We start from the raw sequence: 16308 nt of genomic DNA, 5'->3' as shown, positions 1-16308 counted from the left end.
AACACCCTCCTAGTTCCGTAAAGGTTTGCCTTTGACGAGCATATGCTGCATTCTCGCTTGAGATTTCGCCTCGCCAGCGAGGCTTAAAAAGGCTTCTCTTTCAATCTCAAGTAAATATTCTTCTGAAACCTCCGTGCCGAACGGGACTCTTCCGCCGGCAATGACATGGGCCAGCTTCTTCGCAATCTTCATATCGTGATCGGATAAATAACCCGACCGTCTCATTTGGTCTGCTCCGAGCAGTAATGCCGCACACCCGGTTTCCCCGGTGACTTTCACTTTTTTGCGGGCAGGCGGGCGGTATCCGCTGTCATATAAGGAAGCAGCCAGCTGTTTCGCATCGTGCAGCAGGTGATCCTGATTCATGCTGATACGGTCTGCCGCGGACAAAATCTTCATATCACGGGCTTCGTGTGCCGAACCGGACACTTTGGCAAGCGCGATTGTTTCGAAGGTTTTAATCGCTGCGTCCATCAGTTCACTTCCGCCGTCCAAATAATTCATGTACAGCTCTTTGTTTCCTCCGCCGCCCGGAATAAGGCCGACGCCGGTTTCAACAAGACCCATATACGATTCGCTCGCCGCCTGAACGCGTGCCGCCGGGAGACAGACTTCCGTGCCGCCGCCGAGTGTCATCCCAAATGGCGCCGCGACAACGGGTTTAGCGCTGTATTTGATGTTCAGCATCGTCTGCTGAAAACGGCGGATGACAAAATCGACTTCCATGAAGTTATCATCCTGAGCTTCCATCAAAATCATCGCAAGGTTTGCCCCCGCGCAGAAATGTCTGCCTTGGTTACCGATGACAAGACCTTTATAATTCCGCTCCGTTTCCTCAAGCGCATTGTCAATCATCTGAATAATGTCTAAGCCGATCGCGTTGCTTTTCGTATGAAATTCCAGCAGCGCGACATCATCGCCGAGATCAATCAGACTGGCTCCGCTGTTTTTAGTGATAACGCCTTTTGTTTCTTTTAACGTTTGCAGGCTGATCCGTTTCGGATTTTCTTTCACAGCCCTGTATTGGCCGTCTGAATAGTAAAATGGTGTTCCGTTTTCCTTCATATAAAATGTTTCATGGCCCTGATTAAGCATTTCTTTCACCCAGCCGGGGAGTGCTGCGCCTTCTTCTTCGAGCCGCTCCGCTGATTTTCTGACGCCGATGGCATCCCACATCTCAAACGGTCCGAGCTCCCATCCGAAGCCCCATTTCATGGCGTCATCAATTGCTTTGATATCATCAGCGATCTCACCTAAAAGCCGGGCTGAGTATAAGAGTGTTTGCGATGTAATATTCCAAAGCAGGCGCCCGGCGCGGTCATCAGAGTATATAAGCGCTTTCATTTTGCCTTTGGCACCCTTTGCCTGTTTGGCGGCTTCTAAAGCGGGTGTCTTCATTTTCGAGCGCTCACCGTATGTCATGGTCAGCGGATCGAGTTCATATATTGTTTTACCTTCTTTTTTGTAAAAACCTTGGCCTGATTTGCTGCCCAGCCAATTGTTTTTCAGCATGTCATTCATAAATTCAGGAAGCTTAAACATGTCTTTTTCAGCGCCATCGGCTTTATCATACACATTTTTTGCCACATGGGCGAAAGTATCAAGCCCCACAACGTCAAGGGTTCTGAAGGTCGCGCTTTTCGGTCTGCCGATCAAAGGCCCGGTCACCGTGTCCACCTCGCCGATGCGGCAGCCGGAAGAAAGCATTTCTCTTACCGTGACCAGCAGGCCGTACGTACCGATGCGGTTGGCGATAAAGTTAGGCGTGTCTTTTGCGATGACGACCCCTTTCCCGAGCGTGTTTTCTGCAAATGAAGTCATAAACTCCAGCACGTCAGGATCTGTTTCCTGAATCGGAATGATTTCCAGAAGCTTTAAGTAGCGGGCCGGATTAAAGAAATGGGTTCCTAAGAAATGAGCTTTAAAATCGGCAGATCGGCCTTCCGCCATTTTTGTGACGGAGATACCGGACGTATTGCTCGACACGATGCTTCCCGGTTTCCGGTATTCATCAACGAGTGAGAAAATCTGTTTTTTTACGTCAAGATTTTCGACGACGACTTCAATAATCCAATCAGCATCCTTCAATTGAGCTGCGTCATCTTCCAAATTCCCCGCCGTTATATAGTCGAGATTGGCAGCCGAAGTCAGCGGCGCCGGTTTTTGCTTCAGCAGCTTTTGCATGGCCGATCGGCTCAGTCTGCTGCGGACCTCCGGGCTTTCTAATGTCAGCCCTTTTTTCATCTCATCCTTTGTCAGCTCGTTTGGCACAATATCAAGCAGCAGGACGGGAATTCCGATGTTAGCCAAGTGCGCGGCAATTCCGGACCCCATGACGCCTGATCCGAGAACGGCTGCTTTCTTTATAAACTTGTGCATGAGTCATCCCCCTTGAACTTTGAATGAATAGTCATTCATTTTTTCGGCAAAAAAAATGAAACCCTTTTCTTCTTACATCTTAAAAGATTTTCAGGATGACTTCAATAGCAAATATGGAATTTTTTTAAATTTTTCTGCTTCCGCATGTTCCATGGCGCGGGCGGGAAACTTAAACCCGGAGGTGAAGGGAATGGTGCGAGGGAGAAAAGATCCGTCTTCTGCCGCAGTGAGCGCGGCCAGCATGAAAGGAAATGCGGGACCGAAGCAAAAATACGGCGGCGGCAAACGGACGAGCCAAAATCAGCAATATAAAAAAGACAACATGGAATAACATGCTGCGGCTGCTTTTTGGAGCAGCCGTTATTTTTTGAAGATCCCTTTCAGCACAAATGCCGCATTTGCCGGGCGCTCGGCAATTCTTCTCATCAGGTACCCGTACCAATCGGTTCCGTACGGGACATACACCCTCATCCTGTATCCTTCTTCGGCAAGCTCCTTCTGGCGCTCCGTTCTGATGCCGTACAGCATTTGGAATTCAAACTGCTCCCGGGGAATCTGATGTTCGCTGATGAGTGTTTTCGTAAAAGAAATGATGTCATCATCATGTGTCGCCACCGCCGTTTCATGGCCGCTCAAAAGCTGCAGCTTAATCAGCTGCTGAAAATGAAGATCGGTTGCTTTTTTATCAGGGAATGCAACAGCCGCCGATTCTTTATAAGCGCCTTTTACAAGCCTGAGCCGCGGCTTGTATGGCATCAGACCGCTGATATCTTCAGCTGCGCGGTACAAATAAGCCTGAATGACGGTGCCGAGCATCGGGAAATCCGGCTTGCACCGCTTATACAGCTCAAGCGTACGGCCGCATCTTGAATAGTCCTCCATATCAATCGTTACAGGCACGCCGCGTTCTTTTGCCTCCGTCAATATGTCTCTGACATGCTGTTCCGCGAGCTTCTCGGAAATATCCAGACCGATGGATGTTAATTTCAGCGACAGCTCACAATCCAGTTGATTCTCGGCAATGGCCCTGATTGCTTTTTTACATTCTTCCGCCGTCCTTTTCGCATCCTTCTCTGAACCCGCATATTCACCTAGATAATCAATCGAAGCCGACAGCCCTTTTTGGTTCAGCCGCTTTACCGTTTTCACAGCTTCCGTGAGTGTTTCCCCCGCAACGAACCTTCCCGCGCCGAAGCGGATTCCGTAAGCCTGGGCGAATTTTGTAAGCATTTTATTTTTCGACAAAAATAAACATATGCTCCGCAGCAAGGATGAACTCCCTCCTTTTTCTTTTATTCGTGTATGAAATCCCGATCGCAGAGAAAGCTAAAAAGAACAGAATTGAAGGAGGCGTTTATATGAACAACCAAGAGCAGCACGGAAACTTGCCGCCTGCCGTCATCTCAACGAAAGACCATTTGTATCTTGAGGACATGCTGAACTGGAATCTGCTTGCCATGAAAAAAGCGCATTTTATGGCGGATCACTGCCAGAATCAGACGTTAAAACAAGAGCTTGATCAAATCGGCCGGATGCATCAGAAGCATTATCAGCACATATTGGGCCGCTTGAACCCCGATCAAGGCGGACAGACAACAACAGGCTATATGCAATAGGAGGACAATACATGGAACAGCAAAACCAAAAAATCACGAATCCGCAAACGCCCGTGCCCAATACGGCGCAAATGAATGACAGAGACTTGGTGAATGAGCTGCTGACGACGGAAAAATACATCACGGCTTCATATTGCACAGCCCTGCACGAGTTCAGCCACGAGTCTCTTTATCAAGATATTCAGGCGATTTTCGATGAGTCACAAAAAGCGCAAAGAAGATTATACGATGTGATGTTTCAAAATGGCTGGTATTCCATTGAAGCAGCCGATACCCAAAAGCTTCAGCAATCGTATCAGAAGTTCCGGCAGACCATTCAGCAGCAGTCTCCCTACCAGCAGTAAAACGAAGAAGGATTTGATGTTTTCGACAAGCATCAATCCTTTTTTTATTTTTGCACAAAAAGATTGACTTGTCATTAATCCTTATTTATATTTAACTAATGTTAATTATTTTCTCAAGGAACAAGATGAGGAGGAGTTATGAAAAACGCGGATCAATATGTGTCTGACATCCAGAAATCTCTTCAGACGCTGCTGCAAAACATACAGCCTGAAATGGTGGAAAGCATGGCAAAACACGAGGTGACGCCTGCCCAATTATTTGTTTTAGCCAGCCTGAAAAAACACGGGAGCTGCAAAGTTTCCGAAATTGCAGAACGCATGGAGGTAAAGCCGAGTGCAGTGACGCTGATGGCCGACCGCCTCGAACAAAAAGGACTTATCGTCCGCAAACATAACCAGCAGGACAGACGCGTCATCGACATCAGCCTCACCAAAAAAGGCGAAACAAAATTCGAAGATGTTGTGGAAGGACGGAAAGCGATACTGGCGCGAAACCTATCCGTTCTGACTGAAGATGAACTGATTCAGTCCGTGAACATCATCCGCAAAGTAGCGGAAGCCGCCGAGAAATACGCGGCTGAGCAAAAAGAAAACGAATAGAAAAGAGGAGCTGCCGAAACATGAGCATTGAAAAGAAAGATCCAAAACGCACATTATTAATAACCGGCTTAATCATCGCCATGTTTTTCTCAGCCCTTGACGGCACCATCGTAGGAACGGCGATTCCTAAAATCGTGGGTGACCTCGGGGGATTAAGCATGATGACGTGGCTGACCACGGCATATCTTTTAACTTCGACGACGATCGTTCCGATTGCGGGGAAACTTGCAGATTTATTGGGGCGCCGCGTCGTCTATGTATCAGGTTTATTGATTTTTATGGGAGCTTCCGCACTGTGCGGAATGGCCAGCAACATGACGGAACTGATTATTTTCCGCGGACTTCAGGGAATCGGCGGCGGTGTCATGATGCCGATGGCTATGATCGTCATCGGGGATTTGTTCACAGGGAAACAGCGTGCCAAGTTCCAAGGGCTTTTCGGGGCGATTTACGGGCTTGCTTCCGTGATCGGCCCGCAAATCGGGGGCTGGATTGTTGACTCATTAAATTGGAAATGGGTTTTCTATATCAACCTGCCTGTCGGAATTTTAGCCGTGATCTTTATCGCAAGAGGACTTCAAGGCAGAAAACAGACCGGGCCGATTAACTTTGACATCGCCGGCATTTTCACAATGATCGTCGGAATCGTCAGCCTCCTCCTCGCGCTCAGCTTCGGAGGAAAGGATTACGCATGGGGCTCTTGGCAGATTCTCGGTCTCTTTGCGCTTGCACTTGCCGGGATTGTCGGATTCATTTTCGCTGAAATCAAAGCAAAAGAGCCGATTCTGCCGATGTACCTGTTTAAAAACAGAACGTTTACCGTACTGAATCTGATCGGCTTTTTCATGAGTATCGGCATGTTCGGCGCCGTTACGTTCGTTCCTTTCTTTATGCAGGGAATTATCGGAGTCAGCGCCACCGCTTCCGGCACGATTATGACGCCGATGATGGTATCTATGATTATCACAAGTATTATCGGAGGCCAGCTGGTTTATAAGATCGGTATTAAACCGCAAATCATGATCGGCATGCTGATCATGGCCGTCGGCTTCTTCTTATTAACGACTTTGCAGCTGGATACAAGCAAGCTCGCGGCTACATGCTATATGGCCGTGATCGGTCTGGGAATGGGGCTCGTCATGCCGCTTCTCACACTCGCTCTGCAAGAAACGTTTTCAAAAGAAGAGCTGGGTGTTGTGACCTCTTCAAGCCAATTTTTCCGGATGATCGGGGGAACGTTCGGCATTACGGTGCTCGGCGCTGTCATGAATGCCAGATCAGGAAGCCTTTTAACCGACAGACTGGTGCCTTACTTAGACTCACTCCCGAAACAGGCAAGTGCCTTTGCCGCCCAGTTTAAAGGTATGATTGACAAGAATCCTGAAGGGCTGCTTCAATCCTTGTTCAGCCAGGAATCGATTAAGCAGATTCCGGCCGCATTTTCTTCCCATATCGTGCCGGTTTTGAAAACGTCACTGATGGATTCGCTTCACAGCGTGTTTTTCACAGGCCTGGCCTTTATCGCTGCCGGATTGATCCTCACGCTGTTTGTTAAATCAATTAAGCTGACAAATAAAAAGACAGGCAAACAAGAAGAAAAGGCGAAAGCCGTTTAACAAAGAAAAATCCCGCGGATGCCGCGGGATTTTTTTATATCATCTGGGAATGACCAGTCTTCCGCCTCATTGGAAATGGGGGGTGAAAATTCAAAAAAATAGTGATGGAATTCTTTAATAAACCTTAAACATTTCATAGTTATCTTTATAGTACGACATAATAAAGTCACGAAAATTTCTTACCGAAGAAGATAATAGCTTATGTCTCAACCAAGATAAGCCGACTGGATATGAAGCAGAGTGATCAGTCACTTTTATAAAATTCAGCCCCAATGTTCTGCAAACTGAAATAGGAAGCAACGCCACACCTTGATCCAGCTTTATAATCTCGACCAGTAAATGAGAATCTGCCTCAAATGCAATATTTGGGGTGAAACCAGCTTTCTCACAAAGCGAGGCTGTGAAACCTCTATACTCTTCATTATTAGCAAGGGTAATAAATGGTTCATCGGCGACAAGACGTAAAGAAATTTCAGTTTTACCCGTAAATCGGTGGTTTGAGGGCAAAGCCAGAACGATATCTTCATTTACCAGCACACAACTCTCTATCTCTTCATCTTGAATCGGATGACCTGTTATTCCTAAATCAATGTCCCCTTTTTTTAAACTTGTTATGATCTCGCTTTTAACTCCGATTGCTTGGAGAATTTTTGATTGAGGAGAGCGGTTGATATATTCACTCATCAGTCCTGCAAGGAATCTTGGATTGGAAATAGATATTCTGATGGTGCCAGAAATTTGATGTTCCTCCAATTGAATTTCCGTTTGTGCATTTTCAATCTCAGTAAAAATCCTGTTTACATGTTTTAAAAGAATTTTCCCTGCTGAACTCAGCTTAATATTTCTGCCTTTTCTCTCAAACAAGGTTGTTCCCAGTTCATTCTCAAGTCTTTTTATAGTGAGACTTAAAGAAGGCTGGGCAATCTTTAATTGTTCTGCTGCTTTAGAAATATGTTCAGTATAGGCAACTGTCTGAAAGTATTTTAGCTGCAGCAATTCCATCTGTCTGCACCCCCCTCATTTATTTCAATAAATATATATATACCTTATTATGTATTGGATTAAATGTAAATGCGAATGTAAGATAATAGCATAGTTAAAGAAAAGGAAAGGGTGTCATTCAATGAAAATTGATGTGAAAGATATAGCAAAAAATTTAAGTACGCCACTAACAGCCCCTGCTTATCCTATCCCAAATTATCAATTTGTTAACCGTGAATATTTAAATATTATTTACCGAACGGATGAAAAAGCTTTACGTGCGGCAGTGCCGGAACCTCTTGAAATTACTGAACCTTTAGTGAAATTCGAAGTCATGTGGATGCCCGATGTTTCCGGACTTGGTGCCTATACAGAGGCAGGACAAGTCATCCCTGTCAGCTTTAATGGTGACGAAGGAGATTATGTACATTCTATGTATGTTGACAATTTCCCGGCTATTGCAAGCGGACGGGAACTTACTGCATATCCAAAGAAATTGGGTGCCCCTAAGCTGTATATAGACTCTGATACTCTTGTTGGCACATTGGATTATGGCAGTCTTCGTGTGGCAACTGCGACTATGGGATATAAACATTTCGAAATGGATAAGGAAAAAGCGAAAAGGGAAATTTGCCGACCTAATTTTATGGTTAAGATTGCCACTGATTACAATGGTGATTTAAGGGTTTGTGATTTGGTGCGGACGCAAATAACGAATATAGAAGTTAAAGGTGCCTGGACTGGACCGGCGCGGCTTCAATTATTTGAACATGCTCTGGCACCTCTTGCAGATTTGCCTGTATTAGAAGTCGTTTCAGCATCTCATATTATTACGGATTTAACCTTAAATGCAGCACAGCCGGTTTATAACTACTTAGAGGAAAAATAAGGAGACGTTTACAATGAGAATTGCAGTTTTAGGAGCAGGTTCTTTAGGAACCATTGTTGGAGCATATCTGTCTGCTGGCGGAATGGATGTCGAATTGATTGATTCGTACAAAGAACATGTAGATACTCTAAATCAAATTGGTGCTAAAGTAGTTGGTACAACGGAATTTCAAGCAAAGGTGAAAGCCATCACCCCTGAAAACAAATCAGGCAAGTATGATTTAATATTACTTCTGACGAAACAATTATATAATGACTCCATCCTTAAAGAGTTGCTGCCTTTTTTAAAGGATGACAGTGTAGTATGTTCCTTGCAAAACGGTATACCTGAACAGAAAGTTGCTTCGATCGTTGGTGATGAACGTGTTATTGCAGGTTCTGTTGAGTTTGGTGCCACGTTTATTGAACCAGGCGTATCCAGACTTACAACTGAGTATACTCAATTTAAAGAGTACGCTTTTCAAATTGGAGAATTACATGGTGAAACAACAGAAAGAATCCAGCGTATTAAATCGGTTTTAGACCTTATCGGCGGAACACATATTTCCGATAATTTAGTTGGAACGAAGTGGTCAAAATTACTTATCAATAATGCATTCAGTGGTTTATCGGCTGCATTAAACGGAGAATACGGAGACATTCTTGACCATGAAATCGGCATTGTTAGTGCAGTCCATATCGCAGATGAGACGATTAAGGTTGGACACGCCAATGGTGTCAAATTTGCGAAAATGGGCGGCCTTGATTTAGAATCTTTGGAATTAAGAAGTGAAAATGATATTCCTGAACGTATCCAAACATTTAGGTCAGCCATGGAACCATCTAGGCTGCTAAGAGCAAGTATGCTCCAGGATCTTGAGAAAAAACGCAAAACTGAAATTGATTATATTAATGGAGTTATTCCCAAAATGGCAGAAGGTACTGGCATTTCAACACCTTTTCATGATTTGGTTGTAGCACAAGTCAAATGTGCCGAGGAATCTCAAACAGTGCCCAATTTTGATACAAATATAAAAGCATTTGAAGAGTTATTACGTATCCGAAAGGAAATGTGATATATAGGAAAGAGAGAAAGGGATTGCTGCGGCGGTCCTTTTTTCTTGGTTCAGCGAGCGGAAGAAATATACGTTAACAAACGGGTGCATTAGTTACATTAATGTTCTTCGCTATGAATTGAACGGCGCCTTTATTGATTCCTTTTCAGCAAAAAAAGCTTCCGGCACCTCTCTTTGATGCCGAAAGCTTTTTTATTGTTTTTTTCTGTGTGCTTCATTGAGCTGTTTAATATGCTGTATCGCAGCTTTGATGCCCTCTTTGGCGTCCGGGTAGGATTGATTCCAATGTTTGACGAGCGGAGGCATGCTTTTTGCGATATGTGTATACAAAATCCACTGCCTGACTTCTTCCTTTACATCCGGGTTTGTTTCGCCAAGCAATAGTTCCGTGTATTTCTCAAGCAGGCCGTCCAGCTGCTGCTGCAGTTTTTCTTCCATACCGTTCCCTTCCCTTTTTCATGATTATGACAATCGGGCGGTGAGGGCCGCTTCCTGCACGATACATCTGCCGCGTCCGTGCGGAATGCAAAGCGGCGTGCCGAACAGCGGGTCTTGCGTTACCTGGCAGTTCATCGCAAAGACCTGCTGTACAAGCTCGCAAGTGATGACTTCTTCGGGACGGCCCTCTGCGTAAATCTGTTTATCCTTAATGGCGACCAGATAATGGGCATAACGGCATGCCAGATTCAGGTCGTGCAGCACCATGACGATTGTGCGTTTTTCTTTTTCATTTAATTCAAACAGCAAATCAAGAATTTCAATTTGATGCGTCATGTCGAGATAGGTTGTCGGCTCGTCAAGCAGAATGATATCCGTATCCTGAGCGAGTGTCATCGCAATCCATGCGCGCTGGCGCTGTCCGCCTGACAAGGAATCCACCGGACGGTCGGCCATTTCCTCAAGCTTCGTCGCTTTAAGCGCTTTTGCCACTGCGTCTTCGTCCTCTTTGGACCATTGCTTCAGCCAGCTTTGATAAGGGTATCTTCCCTGCTTCACAAGCTGATGCACCGTCAGGCCTTCGGGAGCTGACGGACTCTGCGGCAAAATAGCGAGCTCTCTTGCCACTTCCTTCGTCGGAAGCTTAGCGATGGCTTTTCCTTCTAAAAGCACAGAACCGCCCCTCGGTTTCATCAGCCGGGCCAATGAACGTAAAAGCGTCGATTTTCCGCAGCCGTTGCTTCCGATCAATACAGTGATTTCGCCTTTTGGAATCGCGACATCCAATTCGTCAATGATAACAGTTTCTCCGTACCCTAAGCTCAGCGTCTCTGTAGAAATTGCACTCATACCGCTAACCGCTCCTTTTTTGAGTTTCCCAACACTATGTATATAAACAAATTGCCTAAACATTCAACGTGAGATCATGATTATATTGTAACAGAAATTAATGACTCTGAATATCATTATCAATTAGTTTTGGGCAAAAAAGCAGCGGGCGGCGGTTATTTTTTTATTTCCGTCATTTCTCCATCATTCTTTTTCAGTTTCAGATAAAAATGGTCATAGCGGCTGTCCAAATTAAAAGCCGAGAGCACCTGCCGGACGACCTCGCTTTCCTGCATCCGGCTGTTTACGGCAAGTTCTCCGAGGATCATCTTCATTTCATCAAGCGCTTCCTCGCCCTCTCTGTGAACCCCTGAGAGCTTGTCCCGGATGTCAGCCTTTTCATGACCGTCTTTTCTTTCATACAAACCTTCATAGCGGTTATGCTCTCCGGCTCCGTAGCTGACGCGAAGGGAAAAGCTGCTGTAAGGAACCGGCTTCGCGGATGACACGGGTGTGCTGTCTTGTTCCGCTTCCCGTTTTTCTTCATTCAATCGGCAGCCGGCAATCAGCATCAGCGTAAGACATAAAACGCCCGCCGTTCTGATCCATTTCATGCGGTTCACTCCCATTCCATTCCGATCGTTTTTAGGTATTTCCAAGGGAGGCGGCTGTCATTCATTAAACAAAAAAGAACCGGAGCGGTAACACTCCGGCCGGTTCATCTCAAGATTATCATTCAGTCAGCTCTAAAAATTCCTGCACATCCTGTACGGCAAGGCGGACCGCGTCTTCCCAAAACGACCGTTCCGTCAGATCCGCTCCAAGGTGCTTCATCGCCAAATCCTCAACAGTCATCGAAGCCGTGTCACACAAAAGCGCGATATATTTTTCTTCAAAATCCGCGTTTTCCCGAAGAGCTCTTGCATATATTCCAAGCGAAAATAAGTAACCGAACGTATACGGAAAGTTGTAAAACGGCACTCCCGTAATATGAAAATGCAGTTTCGACGCCCAGAAATGAGGGTGGTACTCCCCTAATGAATCGCAAAACGCTTCTTTCTGCGCCGCTTCCATCAGTTCATTCAGTTTCTCAGCCGGAACGACGCCCTGCTTGCGCTCTTCATAAAAACGCGTTTCAAATAAAAATCTCGCATGAATATTCATAAACATGGCTACGCTTTTTTGAATTTTATCTTCAAGCAAGAACAGCTTTTCATCCTTTGTCTCCGCTTGTTTCAAAGCGGCGTCGGCGACGATCATTTCCGCAAAGGTCGAGGCTGTTTCAGCCACATTCATAGCGTAGGCTCTGTTCAGCTGCCGCACTTGAAGCATGGCCTCCTGATGGAACGCGTGACCGAGCTCATGCGCCAGCGTCGATACATTCGAAGCGCTTCCGGAAAACGTCATAAAAATCCGGGATTCTCCGCTGTCGGGAAAGCTGGTGCAGAAACCGCCGACCCGTTTGCCGCTGCGGTCTTCCGCTTCTATCCACCGATCACGGAACGCTTTTTCCGTAAATGCGGACAGCTTTTTGCCAAACGTCGAAAATTGGCTGACGATCAGATTGGCCGCTTCATCATATGTGTATTCTTTCGGAGCCTCGCCGATCGGCGCGTCCACATCATACCAGTTCAGCCGCTCAAGCCCTAAAAGAGACGCCTTTCGATTCAGGTATTCGGCAAAAGGCTTTTTATGATCGGTAATGACCTGCCACATGACATCCAGCGTTTCTTTTTTCATCCGGTTGATCGCAAGCGGTTCTTCCAAAGCGCTTTTCCAGCCCCGCGCTTTATAGATTTCCGTGCGGAAGCCGGCCAGATGGTTCAGCGTGCTGCCGAAAAGCTCCTCTTCTCCTTTCCACGCTTCATTAAGCTCTTTGAACACTTGACGTCTGATCCGCCGGTCCGGGTGCGCCATCATATTTTCCGCTTGGCCGACCGACAGCTCTTTATCCTCAAACGGAATCTTCATTCTGCCGACAGCCGCATTATACAGGTCGCCCCATGCGTGATAGCCGTCAACGGCCAGGCCTTCAATCAGCCTTTCTTCTGAAGCGCTGAGCTTCTCTTTGACCCGGTCTCTTCTCTCATTTAAAACATATGTGAGATCCTGAAGTTCCGGTTTTTGCAGCAGCTCCTCCCAGACCCGCTCGTCAATCCGGGCAAGTGTATCGTCAAGGGTGACCAGAGCGGATTTAAAATCACTGCTCAGCTGATTGATCCGCGCCCTCCATTCATTCGCTTTCTGATCATGAGTGTTCTGAGCCTGAAGACAGCCGACGAACGCTCCCGCCTGCCTGATCATGATCGCCGACCGTTCAAACCTATCAATCAGATTGATCAGCTCCCGGCTTTCATCCGCATGCGTCGGAGCTGTAAACGCTTCAACCGCATGTTGAAAAGCGCTTAGATGCTTTTTGAGCTCTTGTATGTATTGCTGAAACTCTTCCGACCGGCTCCCGCCCTCAAAAATGGAGTTTAAATCCCATGTTTCCTTCAATCCCTCTAATGCCATCTTTTCTTTACCCCTTTCTATCCGAAGCTGACTCCATTATAAAACAATTCTGACACATTTCCGAACGATTTCTCCTTCTTTCTGCGAGATGTTATACACTATGAGATAAGAACAAACGGGGAGGATTATTATGAACAGAAAAATTGCCATTGTAACCGGCGCGACGAGCGGATTCGGGCTGCTGACAGCGCTGAAGCTCGCCCGGTCTTATCACGTCATCGCAACAGCCAGACAGCCGGAGAAAGCTGAAATACTGAAAGAGGCCGCCGCTCAAGCGGGTGCATCCGAACATGTTACGGTCGTTTCTTTAGATGTGACAAATGAGCAGTCGGTGTCTGACTTCGGGAACACCATCAGCGGTTTCGAACCAATTGACCTGCTCGTCAATAACGCCGGCACTGCGTACGGGGGGTTTATTGACGATGTACTGATGGAACATTACAGACAGCAGTATGAATCAAATGTATTCGGTCTGATTCACGTCACAAAAACCGTGCTGCCTTATATGCGAAAACATAGCGGGGCGAAAATCTTCAATATCAGCAGTATCAGCGGACTGACCGGTTTCCCGGCTCTATCTCCGTATGTCTCTTCCAAATTCGCGGTTGAAGGGTTTACAGAGAGCCTGCGCCTCGAACTGCTGCCTTTAGGAATTGATGCCGCTTTAATAGAACCGGGCTCCTATAAAACGTCTATATGGGAGACGTCTCTGTCCAATCATCTTACGGCACCCGGCAAAGATTCGCCCTATTACCGCTATTATCAGCAAATCGAAGCTTACTTCAAAGCCAACGCATCCAAAAGCGGGGATCCTGATGACGTAGCGGAGCTGATTTATCAATTGGCACAAAGGAAACGGCTGAAGAAACTGCGGTATCCGATCGGCAGGGGCGTTAAGCTGACATTGGCTTTCCGCTCACTCTTTCCGTGGTCTGCCTGGGAATCGATTATAAAGAAAAAGCTGTTCACTTAAACCTAAATTATAATTATTATAATTTAGTATTGATTTTTATTTAATACGTGATATAATTAAATTATCAGATCACAGGGAGGACGATGGATATGAATACACAAAACGCGAAAAAAACTGAAACTCTTGTTGAGAAATCAATGAACACACAATTATCAAACTGGTTTATCCTTTACTCTAAACTGCACCGCTTCCATTGGTATGTAAAAGGCCCTCATTTCTTTACGCTTCATGAAAAATTTGAAGAGCTGTATAACGAAGCGGCGGAAACGGCGGATGCCATCGCAGAGCGACTTCTGGCCATCGGCGGACAGCCTGCGGCGACTTTACACACTTACCTTGAACAAGCTTCCATTACGGATGAAGGCCAAGAAAAAACGGCTTCTGAAATGGTGGAATCACTGGTTCAAGACTATAAACAAATCAGCCGCGAATCAAAATTTGTCATCGGCATTGCCGAGGAACAAAATGACCCGTCAACTGCCGACCTGTTTGTCGGATTAGTTGAAGAAGCGGACAAGCATGTGTGGATGCTGTCAGCCTACTTGGGAGAATAACGAAAAAAGCTGAACCTCAGTTGCAGGTTCAGCTTTTTTTATGTGTTCAGCTTGCGCTTTCGGTTTGTTTCGTTAATGTGACGTTCAGCGTCTTTTTGCTTCCGCTTCTGAGAACTTGAACAGTCGTTTTATCGCCGATTTTCAGCTGGTTATATAAGATTTGTCTGATATCTGCGCTGCTGCCGACATCTTTGCCGTTCAATTGTACAATGACGTCATTTGATTTGATGCCCGCTTTCGCAGCCGGTGAGCCGGACTGCACTTCTTTTACGTAAACACCCTTAGACAGCTGGTCGCCGAACAGTCCGAGCGTGTTTTCCTGATAGGTTTCCGGCACTTGCGCCATGTCAATCATCTGCACACCTAAAAATGGGCGCTCGACTTTTCCTTTTGCAAGCAGCTGGTCGACTATCGGTTCTACATCATTGCTCGGAATGGCAAAGCCGAGTGACTCCACGCCGTTTTCACTGACTTTCATGCTGTTGATCCCGATAACTTGGCCGCTTGAGTTGATTAACGGGCCGCCGCTGTTTCCGGGGTTAATCGCCGCATCCGTCTGAATCACGTTCATTTCCACTGTGCCTTGGGATGTATCGGCGTCTACCGTTCTGTTCAGCCCGCTGATGACACCTTGTGTGACGGTGCCGGAAAACTGCTGGCCGAGCGGGTTGCCGATGGCAATCACTTTATCGGCAATGCGGAGCTTGGAGGAATCCCCGAAGCTGGCCGCTTTTTTGACATTGGACGAGCTGATTTCCAATACAGCCAAGTCACTGATGGCATCCTTTCCGACAAGCTTTGCCGTTTCGGTTTTCCCATTGTAAAGAGTGACCGACAGTTTGTTCGCCCCTTCTACGACATGGTTGTTTGTAATAATGTACGCTTTTTCGCCGTCTTTTTTGAAGATGACGCCTGACCCCGTACCGCTCTCCGTTTCAGAGCTTGAACCGCCGTCAAGTCCGAACTGGCTGCTTTGTGAAGCTTGGTAGTTGGACACTCCGACAATCGCGGGCTCCAAATCTTCCACCATATCCGCTACGCTTGAGGTATTTTTCAAAGGCGTTGACGTAAAATTCGAAGACTGAACTTGTTTCGTATCAGAAACGGCTTCTGTCTTATGTTGCTCACCCGGCAGGTTTGGCACAATGCCAAGCACGAGGCCGCCGCCGATAATGCCGCCTAAAATCGGGCTCAGCCAAGCGGCTCTCCGTTTTTTTTCTTTTTTCACGGCAGCCGTTTTTTCAAATTCCGTACCGGCCGCCGTCTCGTTTTCCGCTTCTTTCGAGACGGGCCCTTCGAGCAGCTCGGGCTCCTGATGGCTGATCTGCTGCTGTTCATTTCTGTTTTGTTCCGTATGTGAAAGATCTGACTGATCGCGGCTTCTGCCGTCATCTCGATGATCATTCATATTCACGCACACTCCTTCAGCATGTTTTCATTCTATCGATTACATATTCATCGCATGTACAAGTTCTATTGTCCCAATAATAAGGAGAAAAGCAAAGCTCCAAAACAAAATGTG

Annotated in this window: 16 protein-coding genes and 1 pseudogene; 9 read left to right on the top strand and 8 right to left on the bottom strand. The window is 46.4% G+C overall.

The features are described from left to right. Nucleotides 1-9 precede the first annotated feature (9 nt). Nucleotides 10-2379 (bottom strand): 3-hydroxyacyl-CoA dehydrogenase/enoyl-CoA hydratase family protein, encoded by a 2370-nt coding sequence (locus NQS30_RS02695; protein WP_038464257.1) that lies wholly within the window; start codon nt 2377-2379, stop codon nt 10-12. A 190-nt stretch (nt 2380-2569) separates the two neighbouring features. Here NQS30_RS02695 and NQS30_RS02690 point away from each other — a divergent pair, with 190 nt between their 5' ends. Next, nucleotides 2570-2710 carry a YuzL family protein gene (locus tag NQS30_RS02690; protein ID WP_003151836.1) on the top strand — a complete coding sequence of 47 codons (141 nt, stop codon included), beginning with the start codon at nt 2570-2572 and terminating at the stop codon, nt 2708-2710. Between the two features lie 29 nt (nt 2711-2739). Here the strand turns inward: NQS30_RS02690 and NQS30_RS02685 are convergent, their stop codons facing one another. Then, nucleotides 2740-3648 (bottom strand): proline dehydrogenase family protein, encoded by a 909-nt coding sequence (locus NQS30_RS02685; protein ID WP_094032468.1) that lies wholly within the window; start codon nt 3646-3648, stop codon nt 2740-2742. 89 nt (nt 3649-3737) lie between these two features. Between NQS30_RS02685 and NQS30_RS02680 the strand changes: the two genes are divergently transcribed. From NQS30_RS02680 to NQS30_RS02665, 4 genes are all read left to right on the top strand, one after another. Further along, nucleotides 3738-3995 carry a hypothetical protein gene (locus NQS30_RS02680; RefSeq protein ID WP_015240543.1) on the top strand — a complete coding sequence of 86 codons (258 nt, stop codon included), beginning with the start codon at nt 3738-3740 and terminating at the stop codon, nt 3993-3995. 11 nt (nt 3996-4006) lie between these two features. Then, complete coding sequence (locus tag NQS30_RS02675) at nt 4007-4339, top strand: spore coat protein (protein ID WP_003151830.1); 333 nt, start codon at nt 4007-4009, stop codon at nt 4337-4339. Between the two features lie 138 nt (nt 4340-4477). Next, nucleotides 4478-4939: a MarR family winged helix-turn-helix transcriptional regulator gene (locus tag NQS30_RS02670; RefSeq protein WP_032868005.1), complete on the top strand. Its 462-nt coding sequence runs from the start codon at nt 4478-4480 to the stop codon at nt 4937-4939. A 20-nt stretch (nt 4940-4959) separates the two neighbouring features. Further along, entirely contained in the window at nt 4960-6555 is a 1596-nt protein-coding gene (locus NQS30_RS02665; RefSeq protein ID WP_007410079.1) for an MDR family MFS transporter, read from the top strand. A gap of 114 nt (nt 6556-6669) precedes the next feature. Here NQS30_RS02665 and NQS30_RS02660 read toward each other — a convergent pair whose 3' ends face one another. Further along, entirely contained in the window at nt 6670-7557 is an 888-nt protein-coding gene (locus NQS30_RS02660) for a LysR family transcriptional regulator (protein ID WP_218791358.1), read from the bottom strand. Between the two features lie 121 nt (nt 7558-7678). On the opposite strand from NQS30_RS02660, the gene NQS30_RS02655 reads away from it, so the two are divergent. Both NQS30_RS02655 and NQS30_RS02650 read left to right on the top strand, forming a co-directional pair. Further along, on the top strand, nt 7679-8425 hold the full coding sequence (locus NQS30_RS02655) for an acetoacetate decarboxylase (RefSeq protein ID WP_218791359.1): 747 nt from the start codon (nt 7679-7681) through the stop codon (nt 8423-8425). A 13-nt stretch (nt 8426-8438) separates the two neighbouring features. Continuing rightward, nucleotides 8439-9479 carry a ketopantoate reductase family protein gene (locus NQS30_RS02650; RefSeq protein WP_025285238.1) on the top strand — a complete coding sequence of 347 codons (1041 nt, stop codon included), beginning with the start codon at nt 8439-8441 and terminating at the stop codon, nt 9477-9479. A gap of 192 nt (nt 9480-9671) precedes the next feature. Here the strand turns inward: NQS30_RS02650 and NQS30_RS02645 are convergent. The 4 genes and pseudogenes from NQS30_RS02645 to NQS30_RS02630 form a co-directional block, all read right to left on the bottom strand. Next, nucleotides 9672-9939 (bottom strand): annotated as a pseudogene (locus tag NQS30_RS02645) (YusU family protein). Nucleotides 9940-9941: 2 nt separating this feature from the next. Next, nucleotides 9942-10766 carry an ABC transporter ATP-binding protein gene (locus tag NQS30_RS02640; protein WP_012118397.1) on the bottom strand — a complete coding sequence of 275 codons (825 nt, stop codon included), beginning with the start codon at nt 10764-10766 and terminating at the stop codon, nt 9942-9944. A 155-nt stretch (nt 10767-10921) separates the two neighbouring features. Further along, nucleotides 10922-11359, bottom strand: a complete 438-nt coding sequence (locus tag NQS30_RS02635; protein WP_012118398.1) for a YusW family protein — start codon at nt 11357-11359, stop codon at nt 10922-10924. 118 nt (nt 11360-11477) lie between these two features. Next, nucleotides 11478-13259 carry a M3 family oligoendopeptidase gene (locus tag NQS30_RS02630; RefSeq protein ID WP_209783213.1) on the bottom strand — a complete coding sequence of 594 codons (1782 nt, stop codon included), beginning with the start codon at nt 13257-13259 and terminating at the stop codon, nt 11478-11480. 130 nt (nt 13260-13389) lie between these two features. Between NQS30_RS02630 and NQS30_RS02625 the strand changes: the two genes are divergently transcribed. Both NQS30_RS02625 and NQS30_RS02620 read left to right on the top strand, forming a co-directional pair. Next, nucleotides 13390-14232, top strand: coding sequence for an oxidoreductase (locus NQS30_RS02625; protein WP_218791360.1), 843 nt, complete (start codon nt 13390-13392; stop codon nt 14230-14232). 89 nt (nt 14233-14321) lie between these two features. Further along, a complete protein-coding gene (locus tag NQS30_RS02620) occupies nt 14322-14786 on the top strand; it encodes a Dps family protein (RefSeq protein ID WP_007410071.1) in 465 nt (154 codons plus the stop codon). A gap of 46 nt (nt 14787-14832) precedes the next feature. Here the strand turns inward: NQS30_RS02620 and NQS30_RS02615 are convergent, their stop codons facing one another. After that, a complete protein-coding gene (locus NQS30_RS02615) occupies nt 14833-16194 on the bottom strand; it encodes a S1C family serine protease (RefSeq protein ID WP_025285242.1) in 1362 nt (453 codons plus the stop codon). Between the last annotated feature and the right edge of the window lie 114 nt (nt 16195-16308).

The sequence above is a fragment of the Bacillus sp. B1(2022) genome, from assembly GCF_040259625.1.
Taxonomy (GTDB): Bacteria; Bacillota; Bacilli; order Bacillales; family Bacillaceae; genus Bacillus; species Bacillus velezensis.
The sequence above is the reverse complement of the archived record's forward strand: the minus strand, read 5'-3'. Positions and strand labels throughout refer to the sequence as shown.